Origin of the sequence: Candidatus Pantoea deserta (genome assembly GCF_003813865.1) — a bacterium.
Taxonomy (GTDB): Bacteria; Pseudomonadota; Gammaproteobacteria; order Enterobacterales; family Enterobacteriaceae; genus Pantoea; species Pantoea deserta.
This window is the reverse complement of the sequence record NZ_RMVG01000002.1, coordinates 242,532-260,969: the sequence shown is the minus strand read 5'-3', so window position 1 is coordinate 260,969 and position 18,438 is coordinate 242,532. Positions and strand designations below refer to the sequence as shown.

At 60.4% G+C, this 18,438-nt stretch carries 17 protein-coding genes; 10 read left to right on the top strand and 7 right to left on the bottom strand.

What is annotated here, in order from left to right; translation table 11 throughout:
* Positions 1–26: 26 nt before the first annotated feature.
* From BBB56_RS03825 to BBB56_RS03810, 4 genes are all read left to right on the top strand, one after another.
* Positions 27–800, top strand: coding sequence for an SDR family oxidoreductase (locus BBB56_RS03825; RefSeq protein WP_123798960.1), 774 nt, complete (start codon positions 27–29; stop codon positions 798–800).
* A 68-nt stretch (positions 801–868) separates the two neighbouring features.
* The gene (locus tag BBB56_RS03820) at positions 869–1,726 is read left to right on the top strand and encodes a co-chaperone YbbN (protein ID WP_123798958.1); all 858 of its coding nucleotides are present in this window, start codon (positions 869–871) and stop codon (positions 1,724–1,726) included.
* A 62-nt stretch (positions 1,727–1,788) separates the two neighbouring features.
* Entirely contained in the window at positions 1,789–2,703 is a 915-nt protein-coding gene (locus tag BBB56_RS03815) for an SPFH domain-containing protein (protein ID WP_123798957.1), read from the top strand.
* Positions 2,703–3,149 carry an NfeD family protein gene (locus BBB56_RS03810; protein ID WP_123798955.1) on the top strand — a complete coding sequence of 149 codons (447 nt, stop codon included), beginning with the start codon at positions 2,703–2,705 and terminating at the stop codon, positions 3,147–3,149. The genes BBB56_RS03815 and BBB56_RS03810 overlap by 1 nt, the downstream gene beginning before the upstream one ends.
* Here the strand turns inward: BBB56_RS03810 and cueR are convergent.
* Complete coding sequence (gene cueR, locus BBB56_RS03805; RefSeq protein WP_123798953.1) at positions 3,146–3,562, bottom strand: Cu(I)-responsive transcriptional regulator; 417 nt, start codon at positions 3,560–3,562, stop codon at positions 3,146–3,148. The two genes, BBB56_RS03810 and cueR, sit on opposite strands and share 4 nt — an antisense overlap.
* Before the next feature lie 136 nt (positions 3,563–3,698).
* Between cueR and copA the strand changes: the two genes are divergently transcribed.
* From copA to ybaK, 3 genes are all read left to right on the top strand, one after another.
* A complete protein-coding gene (gene copA, locus BBB56_RS03800) occupies positions 3,699–6,218 on the top strand; it encodes a copper-exporting P-type ATPase CopA (protein WP_123798951.1) in 2,520 nt (839 codons plus the stop codon).
* Between the two features lie 61 nt (positions 6,219–6,279).
* On the top strand, positions 6,280–7,080 hold the full coding sequence (locus tag BBB56_RS03795; RefSeq protein WP_123798949.1) for a TraB/GumN family protein: 801 nt from the start codon (positions 6,280–6,282) through the stop codon (positions 7,078–7,080).
* A 175-nt stretch (positions 7,081–7,255) separates the two neighbouring features.
* Entirely contained in the window at positions 7,256–7,735 is a 480-nt protein-coding gene (ybaK, locus tag BBB56_RS03790) for a Cys-tRNA(Pro)/Cys-tRNA(Cys) deacylase YbaK (RefSeq protein WP_123798947.1), read from the top strand.
* Here ybaK and BBB56_RS03785 read toward each other — a convergent pair.
* On the bottom strand, positions 7,732–8,601 hold the full coding sequence (locus BBB56_RS03785; protein ID WP_123798945.1) for a LysR family transcriptional regulator: 870 nt from the start codon (positions 8,599–8,601) through the stop codon (positions 7,732–7,734). The genes ybaK and BBB56_RS03785 overlap by 4 nt on opposite strands.
* Before the next feature lie 87 nt (positions 8,602–8,688).
* Here BBB56_RS03785 and BBB56_RS03780 point away from each other — a divergent pair, with 87 nt between their 5' ends.
* A complete protein-coding gene (locus BBB56_RS03780) occupies positions 8,689–9,123 on the top strand; it encodes a multidrug/biocide efflux PACE transporter (RefSeq protein WP_123798943.1) in 435 nt (144 codons plus the stop codon).
* Between the two features lie 175 nt (positions 9,124–9,298).
* Here the strand turns inward: BBB56_RS03780 and ushA are convergent, their stop codons facing one another.
* The gene (gene ushA, locus BBB56_RS03775) at positions 9,299–11,053 is read right to left on the bottom strand and encodes a bifunctional UDP-sugar hydrolase/5'-nucleotidase UshA (protein WP_233592984.1); all 1,755 of its coding nucleotides are present in this window, start codon (positions 11,051–11,053) and stop codon (positions 9,299–9,301) included.
* Positions 11,054–11,505: 452 nt separating this feature from the next.
* Here ushA and ybaL point away from each other — a divergent pair, with 452 nt between their 5' ends.
* Entirely contained in the window at positions 11,506–13,194 is a 1,689-nt protein-coding gene (gene ybaL, locus BBB56_RS03770; protein WP_123798939.1) for a YbaL family putative K(+) efflux transporter, read from the top strand.
* A gap of 37 nt (positions 13,195–13,231) precedes the next feature.
* Here the strand turns inward: ybaL and BBB56_RS03765 are convergent, their stop codons facing one another.
* The 4 genes from BBB56_RS03765 to BBB56_RS03750 all read right to left on the bottom strand — a co-directional run bounded on the left by BBB56_RS03765 (position 13,232) and on the right by BBB56_RS03750 (position 17,296).
* Positions 13,232–14,533 carry an inosine/guanosine kinase gene (locus tag BBB56_RS03765; RefSeq protein WP_123798937.1) on the bottom strand — a complete coding sequence of 434 codons (1,302 nt, stop codon included), beginning with the start codon at positions 14,531–14,533 and terminating at the stop codon, positions 13,232–13,234.
* 56 nt (positions 14,534–14,589) lie between these two features.
* Positions 14,590–15,549: a ferrochelatase gene (gene hemH / locus BBB56_RS03760; protein ID WP_123798935.1), complete on the bottom strand. Its 960-nt coding sequence runs from the start codon at positions 15,547–15,549 to the stop codon at positions 14,590–14,592.
* A gap of 110 nt (positions 15,550–15,659) precedes the next feature.
* Positions 15,660–16,304: an adenylate kinase gene (adk, locus tag BBB56_RS03755; protein WP_123798933.1), complete on the bottom strand. Its 645-nt coding sequence runs from the start codon at positions 16,302–16,304 to the stop codon at positions 15,660–15,662.
* A gap of 146 nt (positions 16,305–16,450) precedes the next feature.
* Entirely contained in the window at positions 16,451–17,296 is an 846-nt protein-coding gene (locus tag BBB56_RS03750) for a DUF6024 family protein (protein ID WP_123798931.1), read from the bottom strand.
* 179 nt (positions 17,297–17,475) lie between these two features.
* Here BBB56_RS03750 and BBB56_RS03745 point away from each other — a divergent pair, with 179 nt between their 5' ends.
* The gene (locus tag BBB56_RS03745) at positions 17,476–18,345 is read left to right on the top strand and encodes a LysR substrate-binding domain-containing protein (protein WP_123798929.1); all 870 of its coding nucleotides are present in this window, start codon (positions 17,476–17,478) and stop codon (positions 18,343–18,345) included.
* Positions 18,346–18,438: the final 93 nt, after the last annotated feature.

The following is an 18,438-nucleotide window of genomic DNA, read 5'->3' as shown; positions in this document are numbered from 1 at the left end:
CGCGACGCGCTTTTATGGGTAAAGATATGCAAAAAACCATTGTAATAACCGGCTGTTCCAGCGGAATCGGCCAGGTTGCGGCGGCCGATCTGCTGGCGCGCGGCTATCGCGTTATCGCCGCCTGCCGCAAACCGGAAGACGTGGCGCGGATGAACGCGCTGGGCTTTACCGGCGTAGCGCTGGATCTCGACGATGCGCAGAGCATCGACCGCGCGGCCGATGAGATTCTGGCGCTGACGGACCATCGCCTGTTCGCGCTGTTTAACAATGGCGGTTTCGGGTTGTATGGGCCGCTGCGCACGCTGTCGCGTCAGCAGCTGGAGCGGCAGTTCTCTACCAACTTTTTCGGCACGCATCAGCTCACGATGCGGCTGCTGCCCGCGCTGGAGGCGCACGGCGACGCGCGCATCGTCAATACCAGCTCGGTGATGGGGCTAATCTCCACGCCGGGGCGCGGCGCCTATGCCGCCAGCAAATATGCGCTGGAAGCCTGGAGCGACGCGCTGCGCATGGAAGTTCGCCGCAGCGGCGTGCGCGTCAGCCTGCTTGAGCCTGGTCCGATTCAGACCCGCTTTACCGACAATGTCACGCAGGGAGAGCCGGGTAAACCCGTGCGCAATCCCGGTATCGCCGCGCGCTTTACCCTGCCGCCGGAAGCCGTTCTGCCCAAACTGCGCCACGCGCTGGAGAGCCGCCATCCGCGCCAGCGCTATCCGGTGACGCTGGTCGCACATGTGATGAGCGTCCTGAAACGAGTGCTGCCAGGCTGGATGCTGGATCGCATTTTAGGCAGCCACTGACATTTCATCTTGAAGCGGGCGCATTCGACCCCATATTCTTTAAACACTTTCTGCCAAGAGACTGAGTCATGTCACCACACGCTTCGATTATCGACATCAACGAATCCAACCTGCACCAGACGCTGGAACAGTCCATGCAGATCCCGGTGCTGTTCTATTTCTGGTCGGAGCGCAGCCAACATTGTCAGCAGCTGACGCCGCTGCTGGAGCGCCTGGCGCAGGAGTATGCCGGTCAGTTTATTCTGGCGAAGCTCGACTGCGATAAAGAGCAGATGGTCGCCTCCCAGTTTGGCCTGCGCTCGATTCCAACGGTCTACCTGTTCCAGAACGGTCAGCCGGTGGACGGCTTCCAGGGACCGCAGCCGGAAGAGGCGATCCGCGCGCTGCTGGAAAAAGTGCTGCCGCGCGAAGAAGAGCTGAAGGCGCAGCAGGCGCTGGCGCTGATGGACGAAGGCAAGCCGCTGGAAGCGCTGCCGCTGCTTAAAGAGGCCTGGCAGCTCAGCCGTCAGGCAAGCGAAATCGGTTTCCTGCTGGCGGAGGCGTTAATCAGCCTGAACCGCAGCGACGAGGCGGAAGAGGTGCTGGCGAAAGTGCCGTTGCAGGATCAGGACACGCGCTATCAGAGCCTGATCGCGCAGATCGAGCTGCTGAAGCAGGCGGCCGATACGCCGGAAATTCAGCAGTTGCAGGCGCAGTTGGAGAGCGATCCCGCGAATGCGGAGCTGGCTGCTAAGCTGTCGTTACAGCTGCACCAGGTAGGGCGCAACGAAGAGGCGCTGGAGTTGCTGCTCGGTTTCCTGAAGCGCGATTTAAATGCGGGTGACGGACAGGTACGTAAAATGCTACAGGAGATTCTGGCGGCGCTCGGGACGGGCGATGCCCTTGCTGCGCGCTATCGCCGTCAGCTCTACTCGCTGCTGTACTGATTCGGCTCCGCCGTATCCGGGCCGAAGCGACTCGGCCCGTACATTAACAACCAGGAGGTTATATGTTAACAGTCATTCCGGTGCTGATCGTGCTGGCACTTATCACCGTTTGGGCGGGCGTGAAAATCGTGCCGCAGGGCTATCAGTGGACCGTAGAACGCTTCGGGCGCTATACCCGCACGCTCCAGCCCGGTCTGAGCCTGGTGGTGCCCTTTATGGATCGTATTGGCCGCAAGATCAATATGATGGAACGGGTGCTGGATATTCCCTCGCAGGAGGTCATCTCCAAAGACAACGCTAACGTCACCATCGACGCCGTCTGCTTTATTCAGGCAGTAGACCCGGCGCGCGCCGCCTACGAAGTCAGCAATCTTGAGCTGGCGATTATCAACCTCACCATGACCAATATCCGCACCGTGCTCGGCGGCATGGAGCTGGACGAGATGCTGTCGCAGCGCGATAACATCAACACGCGCCTGCTGCATATCGTCGATGAGGCAACCAATCCCTGGGGCGTAAAAATCACCCGCATCGAGATCCGCGACGTACGTCCGCCGCAGGAGCTGATCGCGGCCATGAACGCGCAGATGAAGGCGGAGCGTACTAAACGCGCCGATATTCTGGCGGCTGAAGGCGTGCGGCAGGCGGCGATCCTGCGCGCTGAAGGCGACAAGCAGTCGCGTATTCTCAAGGCCGAGGGCGAACGAACCTCTGCATTCTTACAGGCCGAGGCGCGCGAGCGCCAGGCGGAAGCGGAAGCCGCCGCCACTAAGATGGTATCCGAAGCGATCGCGGCAGGCGATATTCAGGCGGTGAACTACTTCGTGGCGCAGAAATACACCGACGCGCTGCAAAAGATTGGCGAAGCCAACAACAGCAAAGTCGTGATGATGCCGCTCGACGCCAGCAGCCTGCTGGGATCGGTGGCGGGTATCAGCGAGCTGCTGAAAAGCTCATCGACCGAGTCGAAACGCTGATGCTGATGGAAATCATCGCTCATCCCCACTGGTTCTGGCTGACCTTAGGCGGCCTGCTGCTGGCGGCGGAAATGCTGGGCACCAGCGGCTATCTGCTGTGGAGCGGCGTTGCTGCGGTGCTGGTGGGCATCGTCGAGTGGTTATTCCCGTTCGGCTGGACGGCTCAGGGCACGCTGTTCGCCCTGCTGACGCTGATCTGCGCTTATCTGTGGTATCGCTGGATGCGCCACCGCGAACGCAATCAACAACCCGGCTCGATTAACCAGCGCGGCCTTCAGCTGATCGGCACGCATCTGACGCTGGATGCGCCGCTGGTTAACGGCATCGGCCATGTGAAGCTGGGCGACAGCAGCTGGCGCGTACAGGCCGATGAAGACCTGCCTGCGGGTACGCAGGTGATTGTCACCGGCATCGAAGGCATTACGCTGCGTATCAGGCCGCGTTAGTCCGACGCGCCTTTTCCGTGAGCGCAGCAGCCCGCCAGGTTATTGATGATCGGGCACTCGGCGCTGTCGTCGCCCGGACAGGCCTCGGCCAGCGCCAGCAGGCGAATGCGCATCGCCTGTAGCTCTTCGATATGAGCGGCGATTTCCGCCGCTTTTTGTAAGGTGCGCGCCTTTACGTCGGCGCTGTGACGCGCCGGATCGTTAAACAGCGTGACCAGTTCGCGACATTCGTCGAGCGTAAATCCAACCTGACGCGCTTGACGCAGCAGATTAAGCTCCTCCAGATGATGAGCGCTGTAGCGACGGTAGCCGTTATCGCTGCGCAGCGGCGGCGTTACCACCCCTTTCTCTTCATAAAAACGGATCGCCTTGCTGGTCAGCCCGGTCTTTTTCGCGACGTCGCTAATATTCACTGCGTTCTCCCCCTGTAACCCCATCACCGCTATCGCCTGTTAAAATAGTTTGACCTTCCCCTTGATGGAAGGTTTAGCCTGTAGAACAGCTGATAAAAAGCTCACATTGTTAACTGCGACCTGACAGGAGTGCATTATGTCTCAGACAATCTCGCTGGCGCTGGAAGGCCTTTCCTGCGGCCACTGCGTCAAACGTGTTAAAGAAGCGCTTGAACAGCGCGCCGATGTCGAACAGGCCAGCGTCACCCAGCAGGAGGCGCAGGTGACGGGCAGCGCCGACGCCGCCGCGCTGATCGCCACCGTGGAAGCCGCAGGCTATCACGCCACCCTGAGCGGCGACCGCCACCCAAAGCCTGAGCCGTTGACAGCTTCAGAGCCGCCGCCGGAGGCGCTGACAACGGTGGCGGAGACCCAACCGGCACAACAGAGTGACGCTGCGCAGTTTCTGCTGATCGAGGGTATGAGCTGCGCCAGCTGCGTCAGCCGGGTAGAGAAAGCGCTGGAAAAAGTGCCGGGGGTCACCCAGGCGCGCGTGAATCTCGGCGAGCGCAGCGCGCTGGTCATGGGCGATGCCGCGGCCTCACAGCTGGTCGAGGCCGTCGAAGCCGCGGGCTATCAGGCTCAGCCGGTGCAGGATGAACAGGAGCGGCGCGATAAACAGCAGAGCAGCGCCCGCCGCGCGATGCGCCGTTTTAGCTGGCAGGCCGCGCTGGCGCTGGCGCTGGGCGCGCCCCTGATGGTCTGGGGCATGCTCGGCGACAATATGATGCTCAGCGACGACAACCGTACGCTGTGGCTTGTTATCGGCGGCGTGACGCTGCTGGTGATGATCGTCGCTGGCGGACATTTCTTCCGCAGCGCCTGGCGCAGCCTGCGCAACGGCAGCGCGACTATGGATACGCTGGTCGCGCTCGGCACGGCCGCCGCGTGGCTCTACTCTTTCAGCGTCGCGCTCTGGCCAGACTTTTTCCCGATGCAGGCGCGCCATCTCTATTTTGAAGCCAGCGTGATGATTATCGGCCTGATTAATCTTGGCCATGCGCTGGAGCAGCGCGCGCGTCAGCGCTCCTCTAAAGCCCTTGAGCGCCTGCTCGATCTCACGCCCGCGCAGGCGAGACTGATCGACGAGCAAGGGGAAATGCTGGTGCCGCTCAGCGCGGTGCGGCCCGGCATGACGCTGCGCCTGACAACCGGCGATCGCGTGCCGGTGGACGGCGAGATCAAAGACGGCGAAGCCTGGCTGGACGAGGCGATGCTGACCGGCGAAGCGGTGCCGCAGAGCAAGCGCGCCGGCGATAAGGTTTACGCCGGGACGCTGGTTCAGGATGGCGCGGTGCGCTTCGTGGCGCGCGCCACGGGCGAGCAGACGGCGCTGGCGCGTATTATTTACCTGGTGCGCCAGGCCCAAAGCAGCAAGCCCGACGTCGGCCGCCTCGCCGATCGCATCTCGGCGGTGTTCGTGCCGGTGGTGGTGGCGATCGCCCTGATCAGCGCCGCCATCTGGTATCTGTTCGGCCCGCAGCCGCAGATTGCCTACACGCTGGTGGTTGCCACCACGGTACTGATTATCGCCTGCCCCTGCGCGCTGGGTCTCGCCACGCCGATGTCGATTATTGCAGGCGTAGGACGCGCCGCCGAACTGGGGGTGCTGGTGCGCGATGCCGATGCGCTCCAGCGCGCCAGCCGCATCGATACGCTGGTATTTGATAAAACCGGCACCCTGACCACAGGCAGGCCGCAGGTGGATGAGGTGCTGAGCTGGAATGGCGCGTCGCGCGAATCGGTATTGCAGCATGCCGCCGCGCTGGAAAAAAACGCCAGCCACCCGCTGGCGCAGGCCATTGTCGCGGCGGCGGAGACCGCGAATCATCATGAGATTGCGCAATTTCGTACAATACGCGGCAAAGGCGTCAGCGGCATACTCGACGGCAAGCCGCTGCTGCTGGGCAATGCGGCGCTGATGCAGGATAACCAGATTGCGCTGCACGACGCACAGTCAGATATAGAGCGGCTGTCGCGCCAGGGCGCCACGCCGGTGCTGCTGGCGCAGAACGGCGAGCTTGTGGGTCTGATCGCGCTGCGCGACGGGCTGCGTCCAGAGAGTCAAGCGGCGCTGCACCGGCTGCGTCAGTCAGGCTATCGCCTGATGATGCTGACCGGCGACCGTGAAGAGACCGCTCGCGCCATTGCGCAGCAAGCAGGCATTGACGAGGTGATTGCCGGCGTGCTGCCGGAAGCGAAAGCGCAGGCGGTCGCCAGGCTACAGCAGCAGGGCCGCCGCGTCGCTATGGTGGGCGACGGCATTAACGACGCCCCGGCGCTGGCGCAGGCGGACGTGGGCATTGCCATGGGCGGCGGCAGCGACGTGGCGGTAGAAACCGCGCCCATTACCCTGATGCGCGCCGATCTGAACAGCGTCGCCGACGCGCTGGCGCTCGCCAGTGCAACGCTGCGCAATATCCGGCAGAACCTGCTGGGGGCCTTTATCTATAACAGTCTCGGCATTCCGCTGGCGGCGGGCGCGCTCTACCCGCTGACCGGCGCGCTGCTCAGCCCGGTGGTCGCGGGCGCCGCGATGGCGCTCTCCTCTATTACCGTGGTCAGCAACGCCAACCGGCTGCTGCGCTACCGCCCGACGCGCGACGATCGCCGTTAATGCGCTGTTTTTCAGCGGCGGGAATCGCTAGCATGGCGTTTTGACTGAGTAAGGACGGGGAATGAGTGGCAGCATTTGGCGTAGTTTGCACGGGCTGGTAAGCCGACTTTTTCCCGCCAGCTATCGCTGGCCTGCGCAGGATATTCGGCTGGACGGCCGGCTGCTGCATCTGGTCGGCAGCATTCACATGGGCACGCGCGATATGCAGCCGCTGCCCGCGCGCCTGCTAAGGCAGTTACAGAAAGCGGATGCGCTGATTGTCGAAGCGGATATTACTCAGGGCGGCTCGCCGTTTGACACCGCTGAGGAGCGTGAGCCACTCAGCGTGCGCCTTACGCCAGACGAGCAGACGCGCCTGACAGCCTTATGCAATGAACTCCATCTGTCGCTGTCGATGTTCGATACCCTGCCCGCGTGGCAAATCGCGCTGATGCTCCAGGCGCAGCAGGCGCAGCGGCTCGGATTGCGTCCCGACTACGGTATCGACTATCAGCTGTTACAGGCGGCGAAAACGCTGAATAAGCCGATCATCGAACTGGAGGGCGCAGACACGCAGATCGCCCTGCTGAAATCGCTGCCGGATGACGGAATGGCGTTATTGCAGGATACGCTGACACACTGGCATACCAATGCGCGTCTGTTGCAGCTGATGGTGAGCTGGTGGCTGGACGCGCCGCCGCGCGAGCCGCATATCGCGCTGCCCTCGACCTTTAGTTCGGCGCTCAACGACACGCTGATTTCACAGCGCAACGCTCTGTGGCGCGATCGGCTGCGGGCGCTGCCGTCAGGACACTATGTGGTGGCAGTCGGCGCGCTACACCTGTACGGCGAAGAGAATTTGCTGATGCTGCTACAGCGCTGAGGCAAAAAAAGAAGGCCGGTATCGCTACCGGCCCGTCAAAGAGGAATTTGTTTATGATTTTGGTTATCGCTCAACCTTTCGGCTGGCGCAGGGCCATTTTCGCGCAAAGCGCAAACTTTCGCCACCATTAATTTATTTAATTTAGGAATAAGATTTTTCCTATAAGAAGGATTTTATGACGCCTGCGGTAAAATTGCTGGAAAAACAACGCGTCGCCTTTACGCTCCATCCCTATGAGCATGACAGCCATGAGACCAACTTTGGCGACGAAGCGGTAAGAAAACTCAACCTTGATGCGCGCCAGGTGTACAAGACCTTACTGGTGGCGCTGAACGGCGACGCAAAGCAGCTGGCGGTGGCGGTTACGCCGGTTTCCAGCCAGCTCGACCTGAAGAAAGTCGCGAAAGCCTTAGGCGCGAAAAAAGCGGATATGGCCGATCCGCAGCTGGCGCAGCGCGTGACCGGCTATCTGATTGGCGGCATCAGTCCGCTGGGGCAAAAAAAGCGTTTGCCAACGGTAATCGACCACTCTGCGGCCGATTTCGCCACCATCTTTATCTCCGGCGGCAAGCGCGGACTCGATCTGGAACTGGCGGCGCAGGATCTGGCGCGCCTGCTGGATGCGCCGCTGGCGGACATCGCGCGCCGCGATTAACGCCGCGGCTGAGCGCACAGCTGATCGATCATCCAGCGTCCGGCCGGCCCAGGCGGCGTGCGGCGTGACCAGACCGCTTCGACCGCAATATGCTGCGGCCAGCCCGGCAGGCTCAGCTCCTGCAACACGTCATGACCAAACTGCTTCACCAGCCAGCGCGGCAGAACAGACCAGCCGAACCCCTGCTCCGCCATCTCCAGCAGCAGCAAGTAGGTCGGCGCGGACCAGACGCGCCCCGGCGGCGTCACGGCGTGCGGCTCTACCCAGGTATTGAGCCGCAGCTGACGTACCTGCTCCAGTGCGCTCTCCGTTAATCCCGGCTGCTCAGCCAGGGGATGATCGCGATGGATGTAGATCGCCATTTCCGCATTAACCTGAAGTCGCGCGACCGCAATATCGGGCGGCAGGCGTGGCTGGGCGCGCACCACGCCCAGATGAACGCGTCCCGCCTGGAGCAGATCCAGCACGTCCGCATCTTCGGCGATCATGCATTCCAGTTCGATCTCCGGAAACTGCGCATCGAACTGTTTCAGCAGTTGCTCGTGGTATTCCGTCTGCCAGAAGTCAGAGACGGCGAAGCTGAGACGCGGTTCAACCCCCTGCGACAGCCTGATCGCCAGCGCATCCAGCCGTTCGCTGGCTGCAAGGATCTGCTGTACCTGCGCCAGCGCGCGCCTGCCCTGATCGGTCAGGATCGGCTGGCGACCCCGGCGATCGAACAGCATAAAGCCGAGATCGTCTTCCAGACTGGCAATCGCCGTGCTGATTGTCGACTGACTCTTGCCCAGCGCGCGCGCCGCGGCGGAAAAAGAACCGCTGCTGACGGTCTGCACAAAGGCTTCTAAGGATTCGGGAGAGTAACGCATTTCATCCATCGCTTTTATCGATAGGTCATCATTTTATCTTAACATTTTCAGCTGCCAGAATGTCTGCCTCACTGATGGAGGTTGACGATGCGTACCCGTTCGCTAAAAGAACGTTTTTTACATGCTCTGGGGTTTGAAACTCTGGCAATCCTGACCGTTTCGCCGCTGGCGGCCTGGGCGATGCAGAAACCGCTGTTTCAAATGGGCGCGCTGGCGATCATGCTCTCTACCGTGGCGATGCTGTGGAATATGATTTACAACACAGGATTTGACCGGGTATTTCCGCCGGGCAAGGTGCATCGAGGTTTGCTGCTGCGCGCCATGCACGCCCTGCTGTTTGAAGGGGGATTTATTTTAATCGGCCTGCCGATTGCCGCCTGGATGCTGGGTATTTCGCTGTGGCAGGCGTTTCTGCTGGAAGTGGCGTTTTTTCTGTTTTTCCTGCCCTATACCATGGCCTATAACTGGATCTGGGACAAGCTGCGCCCGCGCTGGTTCAGGTCGGCATCCTGTGAGGCTTAGCGGCTACGCGCTTAAGCCGGTACGGCAACGCGTCCGCTCAGGGATAAAACGGCCGACGCGGACCTGGACAGCGGCCTGCGCGCGACTGGCGAAAAAGCGCGCGTCTGCGCCAGCACAGAATCTTGCGCGCGGCTGCGGGCGACAGATAACCCTGGGTTCGCCTCTCTCCAGGCTTTTACGGCGCTTTCTGCGCCGTTTCATGTCCCCAGGGCCAGAGCCAGGCCAGGATCATCTTCGGATAGCTGCGCTTGTTCGACTTCTCGCGCGCCTTTTTCTCCGCTTCCGTTAGCCTGTGAAGGGTGTCGGTTGGCGCGTAGTCGTCTGCCTTCAGCGGCGAGTGCGCTTTGACATAATCGCGTAGCACCTCGGCATCCCTGTCCCCTGTATTTTGATAGCCTGCATAGGTATCAATACGCGGATAGCCGTCGCCTCCCGCCGCGTTAAAGCTGTTGGTCGCCATGCGGTAGGTTTTATCAGCCTGTAACCGCTGCCCGTTAATGCGCACTTCGCTCACTCCGCTGCCGTCCGCCACCAGGCTGACGTGGGCAAACTGGGCAAAGCCGCCTTTGTCCGCATCAATGTTGGCGACCACATCAAGATATTTCTTCACCTCCTCCCCGGTCATCGTCACTGACACCACCTGATTGCCAAACGGCTGCACCTGCAACAGATCGCGCCAGCTCAGCTTACCGGTCGGCAGTGACGCGCGAATCCCGCCGCCGCTCATCACGGCGAAATCGGCCTGGGTATGCGCCATCTGCGCGCGCAAAATCAGCTGACCAAGGTTGGTCTGGGTAAAACGCACCTGCTCGCGCTCGCCGTTAAACTGACCCACAGCGCTGCCCACCTCGACGCTGAGACGCGCATCGGCGCGCTTCTGGTAGGGCATTAACAACTTCATCATGGCGGTGTTTTTAGGGATCTCCTGCTGCCAGGTGAGCCAGGTTTCGCTGCCGTCGGCGTTTTTAATCTGATGTTTGAGATTAACCGGCACCAGCGTGTAGGACTCAAGCGCGACCTCGCCGTTGCGCCAGGTAAAATCGCCGCGTCCGACATATTCGCCCCATTTTCCGGCCTGCATAATCCACACGCCGTTCTGTTTGTCCGGCTGGCAGGCGGCGCCCGGCTGAAAAGCCTTCACCCGCACATTCGTTTTTTCCATGCAGAGCGTATCATGCGAATGGCCGCCCACAATCATCGCCACGGTGCCGGGCGGCAGGCTGCGTGCCAGCGTGACGTCGCCGGGCGCGTCGCTGCCGTGCTCGCCGTTATCGTCATAGCCAAGATGGCTCAGCACCACAATCACGTCTGGTTTTTCACCGGCGCGCAGCTCCGCGACGGCTTTTTTCGTCTCGCTGACGGGATCGCGGAACTCGATGTCGCGCAGATGATCCGGATTCGCCAGCTTCGCGGTATCGGGCGTCGCCAGTCCCAGCACGGCGATTTTCAGGCCCATACGATTGAATATCGCCCAGGGCTTAAACAGACGCTGTCCGGTGCTTTTCTGATAAATATTGGCCGCCAGAAAAGGAAAACGCGCCCAGCTCTCCTGCTTGCGCAGCACGTCAAGCGGACGATCAAATTCGTGATTGCCGAGCGCCATCGCGTCATAGCCGATCAGATTCATGCCGCGAATATCGGGTTCGGCATCCAGCGCGTCTGATTCCGGCACGCCGGTGTTAACGTCGCCCGCCGAGAGGATCAGCGCCCCGCCGCCTTTGGCCTGTACATCATAACGTAATGTATCCATTAAGGTTTTCTGGGCCGCCAGGCCATATTCGCCCTGCGCGTTGTACCAGAAATGGCCGTGTTCGTCGTTGGTGTGGAGGATGCTAAAGCGGTAAGTGCGATCTGGCGCGGCGGCCTGAGAAAGCGCGGGTGCCAGCGCCAGCAGCGCCAGGCTGGTTGCAGCCCATCGAGATAACAGCAAAGCCAGTCTCCTTATTGTACGAAGTGCCCGTTCCGGGTGGTAATAGCATGCCGATCCACTGTGTCGCATATTCCGTGGTTTAACTCAAGATGAAACGCAGGGTCGCCTCTGCTGAGATTATTTTTAACCTCTGCAACCAAATGATAATAAGGCAGGGAAAGCTGATATAAAGCCGCACCTTAATGCGCTTTTCGGCATTTAGCGCACATTCTGGTTCGATAGTCGCGGCCAGCGCGCTTTTTTTTTCAGATGATATTATTAATTCCTGACGTGCTGACTGGCATTTTCACGGCTCCGATTCGCGAAAACCTGGAAAAACAGACCTTCGACTGCGCTTTCTTCTCATTTCCAAACTTTTTTCTTATTATCCGTCAAATCGCACAGCGAAAAGGCAATAATTGCTTTAAACTCATTTGTTACAGGCGGATACATTTGCACACAAGGAGACAGGCATGCATCACACCACACCGTTGATTACCACTATCGTCGGGGGACTGGTCCTGGCGTTTCTCCTTGGCATGCTGGCAAACCGCCTGCGCATCTCGCCGCTGGTGGGCTATCTGCTGGCGGGCGTGCTGGCCGGTCCTTTTACGCCCGGTTTTGTCGCGGATACCAATCTGGCGCCAGAGCTGGCGGAGCTGGGCGTTATTTTGCTGATGTTCGGCGTCGGCCTGCACTTCTCTCTCAAGGATCTGATGTCGGTAAAGAGCATCGCCATTCCCGGCGCGGTGGCGCAGATCGCCGTTGCGACGCTGCTGGGAATGGGGCTCTCTGCCTGGCTGGGCTGGTCGCTGATGACCGGCCTGGTGTTTGGTCTCTGTTTGTCGACGGCCAGCACCGTGGTGCTGCTGCGGGCGCTGGAAGAGCGTCAGCTGATTGACAGCCAGCGCGGGCAGATCGCCATCGGCTGGCTGATTGTCGAAGATCTGGTGATGGTGCTGACGCTGGTATTGCTGCCCGCGATTGCCGGTATGCTGGAACAGGGCAATGCCAGTCCGCAGCTGCTGGCGTGGGATCTGCTGCTGACCATTGGCAAGGTGGCCGCCTTTATGGTGCTGATGATGGTGGTGGGCCGTCGCGTCGTGCCGTGGATTCTGGCGAAAAGCGCCGCAACCGGCTCGCGCGAGCTGTTTACCCTGTCGGTGCTGGCGCTGGCGCTGGGCATCGCCTTTGGCGCCGTGGAATTTTTCGACGTCTCTTTCGCCCTGGGCGCGTTCTTCGCCGGAATGGTGCTGAATGAATCCGAGCTGAGCCATCGCGCCGCGCATGACACCCTGCCGCTGCGCGACGCCTTTGCCGTGCTGTTCTTTGTTTCGGTGGGCATGCTGTTCGATCCGATGATCCTGGTTGAGCAGCCGCTGGCCGTGCTTGGCGCGCTGGTGATTGTGGTGCTGGGCAAATCCATCGCCGCCTGGCTGCTGGTTACGCTGCTGGGACATTCCCGCCGCACCGCACTGACCATCTCTGTGAGTCTGGCGCAAATTGGCGAGTTCGCTTTTATTCTGGCCGGACTGGGGATTTCGCTTAACCTGCTCACCAGCGAAGGACGGAACCTGGTGCTGGCGGCGGCTATCCTCTCTATTATGCTCAACCCCATCCTGTTCAGCCTGCTGGAGCGCTATCTGGCGAAAAGCGAAAGCCGCGAGGAACAGGCGCAGGAAGAGGCCGCCGAGGAAGAGAAGCAGATCCCGGTGGATATTTGCCACCATGCGGTGATCGTTGGCTACGGTCGGGTGGGCAGCCTGCTGGGTCAGAAACTACTGGAGGCGGACGTGCCTTTTGTGGTGGTGGAAAACTCCCGCTCACGCGTGGAAGCGCTGCGCGAGCAGGGTATTAAAGCGGTGCTCGGCAATGCAGTGCGCCTCGATACTATGGAGCTGGCGCGGCTCGACTGCGCGCGCTGGCTGCTGCTGACCATTCCCAACGGCTATGAGTCCGGCGAAATTGTCACGACCGCACGCGAGAAATTTAGCGAGATAGAGATCATTGCGCGCGCGCACTATGACGATGAGGTGGAGTACATCATGGCGCGCGGCGCAACGCGCGTGGTAATGGGCGAACGTGAAATCGCCAGCAGCATGCTGCATATGCTGGAGGCGGAGATTGCCGAACGCCCTGTCGTGCGCGAGTGCCCGATTTAACCTGGCGGCTTCCCCGCGTCAGGGGAAGCCTGCTGGCTTAGCGATCCCAGTATGACTCTTCCAGACTGTCCTCTCGTTCCGGCAGGCCGCGCGTCAGGCGCGGCGAATGCTGATTCAGCACCTGATAGCTGACGCGGTTGGCATATTTACACACCTGCGCCAGCGAAGAGTAGGTCAGATACTCACGGGCATGCTTGCTGGAGTTGGGGACTTTCTGTTTATGGAAGTTATTTGCCGTAATGTCATGCAGCAAGGCTGCCAGCGCGCCGTCGCCTGCGCCGTTGGTGTTCATGATCTTTTCGGGACCGCCCATATAGGGCGCGATATGCGAGAAGATGCGCATCGGCTGCTCGCAGTCCTGCTGGCGCATCGCCCGGCTAAACTCGTACTGATTAAACTCCGCAATCGCGCCCGGCAGCAGCGGATGATTGGTTTTGCGCTTGTATTCTTCTTCGGTATAGCCCGCCATGTAAAGCCCGGTCGGACCGGCGGTACAGAGCACCAGATCGACCCACTCCAGCGCCATATCCGCCGCCAGCAGCGGATCTGACTCGCCGGTCAGCGCCAGCGCCTCTTCCTCATTCATCGCCACAATAGTGACGTGATCGCGCAGAAAGTCGCGCCAGAACTGCGGGTTATCGCCAATAACATATTTGGTGCCCAGCGTCAGCACCACCGGCACGTTATGGCGCTTCGCATACTCGATCGCCTGGAGCGTGGCCTGCGGCATCGGCTCGCCTTCGCTACAGCGCACCAGATAAGAGGTCAGCACCAGCGCCGAGGCCCCGGCAATCACCGCTTCAGGAATACTCTCCGCGCGCAGCTGGTTCATCTGGCCGGGGCTGATGGCGAAGGTGCGCTCGCCCTGCTCGTCAATCAGGGTAAAACAGCGGCCAATCGCCCCGTCCACGCCCTGAAGATAGTTGAGATCCATACGGCTGGAGGTGTTGCACAGATAACGGTAGGCATACCCCCCAATCTGAATATTGCTGCACATCACGCCCAGCAGCACCGAGCGGTCATCGGCCAACACCGAATAGTTGTGCAGCGTATTGCCAATGGTGCCGCCGGCAAACTGATGGGTGATCAGGTTATCGCGCATCAGCTCATGATAGAGCGCTTCGGCCACATCGTCGGCGATCACCAGAGAGTGACCGGCGCTCAGGCCGTAGCGAACCAGAAAGGCGTCATCGACTTTAGCTTCAATATCCACCAGCGTCTGGTCGATACCCACGACCCAGCTGCCCTCTTCCACATCCTGCGAGGCAGCATGCAGTAAGGGATCGCGGGCGCTAACGGGGAAATAGTGTTTAGATTTGCGTTTGCCGGGAAATTTCATGGTGGGTGCCGTCAGAAAAACAGGCGGAGGATAATAGCATACTCTCCGCCTGCTATTTAACGACGCGCGTTAACGAGTTGTATCATCATGTCGATATGCTCGACATCGGCGTTCAGGGCGGGAATATATTCAAATTTCTCGCCGCCGCCGTGCAGGAAAAACTCGCGATTCTGCTCGCTGATCTCTTCCAGCGTTTCCAGGCAGTCTGACGCAAAGCCGGGACTCATCACCTGTACATGCTTCACGCCCTTTTTCGCCAGCCCCTGCATGGTCTCGTCGGTATAGGGTTGCAGCCAGGGTTCGCGGCCAAAGCGCGACTGGAAGGTCATCATAATTTGATCGTCGCGCAGTCCCAGCGCCTGCTGAAGCAGCGCGGTGGTATCGGCGCAGCGCAGCGGATAGTCGTCGCCTTCGCGGGCAAAACGCTGCGGTATGCCGTGATAGGAGAGCACCAGCAGATCCGGCTGCCCGTGTAGCGCAAACGAGCGCTCCACCGAGGCTTTCAGCGCGGCGATATAGGCCGGATGTTCGGCATAATCGCGAATAAATTCGATGTCCGGCAGCGTGCGCGCCTTTTTAAACGCGCTGTACAGGCCGTCCCAGACCGCCGCAACGGTGGAACAGGAGAACTGCGGATAGAGCGGCAGCACGATCATGCGCGTAACGCCCTGCGCCATCAGACGATCGACCGCGCTTTGCAGGCTGGGATTGCCGTAGCTCATGCCCAGCTCAACCGGCATATCGACGCGTGCGGCCAGCGCTTCGCGCTGTTGCTGGCTGTAAACCATCAGCGGCGAGCCGCCTTCCATCCACACGGAAGCGTAGAGTTTTGCCACGCGCGGTGAGCGAAACGGCAGAACCACGCCGTTCAGGATTGGCCACCAGAGCCAGCGCGGCGTATCGACCACGCGCGGATCGCTCAGAAACTGTTTCAGATAGCGCTTTACAGCAGCTGTGGTGGGGGCGTCTGGCGTACCTAAATTAACCAGTAACACGCCGGGCTTGTCTTGCCTCATTGTTATTCCTTGATAGCGGAGATGCGTGAAAACAGGGGAAATTGTAGCGGAAAGCAGGAGAGGGAAAAGCAATTACTGCAAAAGGGGCTGGCACTGCCAGCCCCGACAGCTTAGCCGAGAATATCTGCCAGCTGTTTGCTGACGTCGGCAACCGGCTGAGTGCCGTCGATTTTATGGTAAGCGGTATTGCCCGCTTCCGCTTCTTTGCTGTAGTAAGCGATCAGCGGCGCGGTCAGCTGATGGTACTCCACCAGACGCTTACGCACGGTCTCTTCCTGATCGTCTTTACGCGTGGTCAGCTCTTCGCCGGTCACATCGTCCTGACCTTCAACTTTCGGCGGATTATATTTAACGTGATAAACGCGGCCTGACGGCGCGTGCACGCGACGGCCAACGATACGGTCGACGATCAGCTCGTCCGGCACGGCGAACTCCAGCACGCAGTCAATCTTAATGCCGGCGTCTTTCATCGCGTCCGCCTGCGGAATGGTGCGCGGGAAACCGTCCAGCAGAAAACCGTTTTTGCAGTCTTCCTGCGCGATACGCTCTTTTACCAGCGCGATAACCAGCTCATCAGTGACCAGTTTACCGGCATCCATAATGGCTTTCGCCTGGTTGCCAAGCTCGGTGCCGGCTTTTACCGCCGCACGCAACATATCGCCCGTGGAGATTTGCGGAATGCCGTATTTCTCCATGATGAACTGAGCCTGAGTGCCCTTACCTGCGCCCGGAGCACCGAGCAGAATAATACGCATTGCGTAAATCCCCTTGCGAATCGCATTGATCAATCTGAGAAGGCGAAGACCATACCATTATGACCCGCTCACCACAAGAAAGGCGCGGATGCATCGCCCTGATGACTGTAGCGTATTTCTCCATAAAGGGCCGTGGGCTAACCGCGCTAATCGTTTTTTTCAGACTGGCCGCCAGGCGTAAACAGCAGCTGAAGTCGTCTGCTGACCTGCGCCGTGAGGTTGGTTCGCTTTCGTCCGCCGCCGCGCTGGCTGGCGCGCACCAGCAGGCGTCCCTGTTGCGGCCACAGTTCCAGATCGCTGGCAGGTTTCAGCGCCGCCAGCTGCGGCGGCGAGAGCGAGAAGCTGGCGAAAGGTAATCCCGGCTGGTGGCTGGAAGCGAGCCACTGCGGCGAATGCAGAGCGATCGCCTCGACGCTGGCATGATTATAAGGCCGCCAGTCCGGCGCTTTGGCGCGCGTCAGCGCGGCCAGCACCGGCGCATCCAGCGGCAGGCCCTGTTCAAACAGGCGCAGTTCGCTGCGGACCAGGGTGCTGAAGTCGGCGGTGCGCAGCGCCACCAGCACCAGCCCGCCATGCAGATCGGCATGGCGATCGAGACAGGCGACAAACAGCCGGGCCTGGTCAATGACCTCATCATGCAGCACGCTGGCAAAGCTTTCGCTGACGTCGACCACGCCCTGCTGCTGACACGCGCGCAGCGGCCGCACCAGGCCGTGCGGCAGCTCTACATGCGCCACAAAGTTGATATTGCCCGCCATCAATGGCACGGCGGGCAGAACGTGAAGTTCGCTGACCGGAAAGTGCGTGGCGTAGCGCGTCTGATTGCGCGCCTGCTCCTGGCGCAGAAAGAGCTGAGAAAGAAGGATGCGCGCCACATGCAGCGAAGGGGCGAAGAAGAGATCGTAGTGCTCCAGCCGGTAATGCCGTGACAAGAGGGTGCGTAACCGATCCCGCGCCTCGGCGGGTCGATCGGCATAGGGGTGAAGTGCCATCGCGTTGCGTTTCTCTTATGTCTGTCGGGTGATGGCGGGTTGGCGGAACGACCAGACCCGCATAGCTTTGCCTGCGAGTCAACCCGCCATAATCAGCGGGCAAGGTTAGGGGAATGCGGCTGGACTTTAAAATGATATAAACTGACAATCCCTGTTAGGTTTTTACACAGGGGATGAGTATGACCCGGCTACCTCCGCTAAGGGCGCTGCACCATTTTCACCAGGCGGCGTTACATAGCAGTTTTAGCGTGGCGGCCGAACGCCTGCACGTCACTCACAGCGCCGTGAGCCACCAGATTCGCCAGCTGGAGAGCTGGATGGGCAAACCGCTTTTTGTGCGCACCAACGGACGCGTGAAATTAACTTCACACGGCGAGCGCCTGCTGCTCAGCTGCCAGAAGGCCTTTAGCGAGCTTTCGACCACCTGCGCCAGTATCCGCACCGGCATGCGTCACCATCTGAACGTCTCCTGCGCGCCCAGCTTTTTGTCGCAGTGGCTGATTCCACGTATCAGCACCTTTTATCAGCGCCACCCCGATATTGAAATTCAGTTTCAGACGCAGCTGGAGCTGGATCAGCTGCGCAGCGAGCATATAGACGTGCTAATCCTGAGCTACGAGGAGCCGCCGGATGGCGACATTGACGCGACGCTGATCGACGATGACTATGTGGGTCCTCTCTGCGCGCCGCTGTTCGCCCCACACTTTCGCAGCGCGCAGGATATTGCCACCCTTCCCTTGCTGCATGCGGACACGCGACTGCATGCCTGGACGGAGTGGTCGCAAGCCGCCGACGTACCGGGCAATTTCTGGGCGGGAAAGCATTTCGACACGCTGACGCTGGGTATCCAGGCAGCGAAAAACGGGCTGGGCGTGATTGTGGCGCCGCGCCTGCTGGTGCGCAAAGAGCTGGAGGAAGGCTCGCTGATTGCTCCGCTCGGCTTTGCGCGCGTCAACCGCGCCACCTGGATGATGACCAAAGAGTCGCGGCGCAACGACGGGGAAATTACCCTGTTTCGCGACTGGCTGCGCGAGGCGGCGCAGCAGTAGGCGTTCAGCAAAAGGCGATCCGGCTACCCGCGGCGGCGCCTCTGCCACGTAAAAAGGCCGGTGCGTCTGCACCGGCCTTTTGTCTTTTTCACG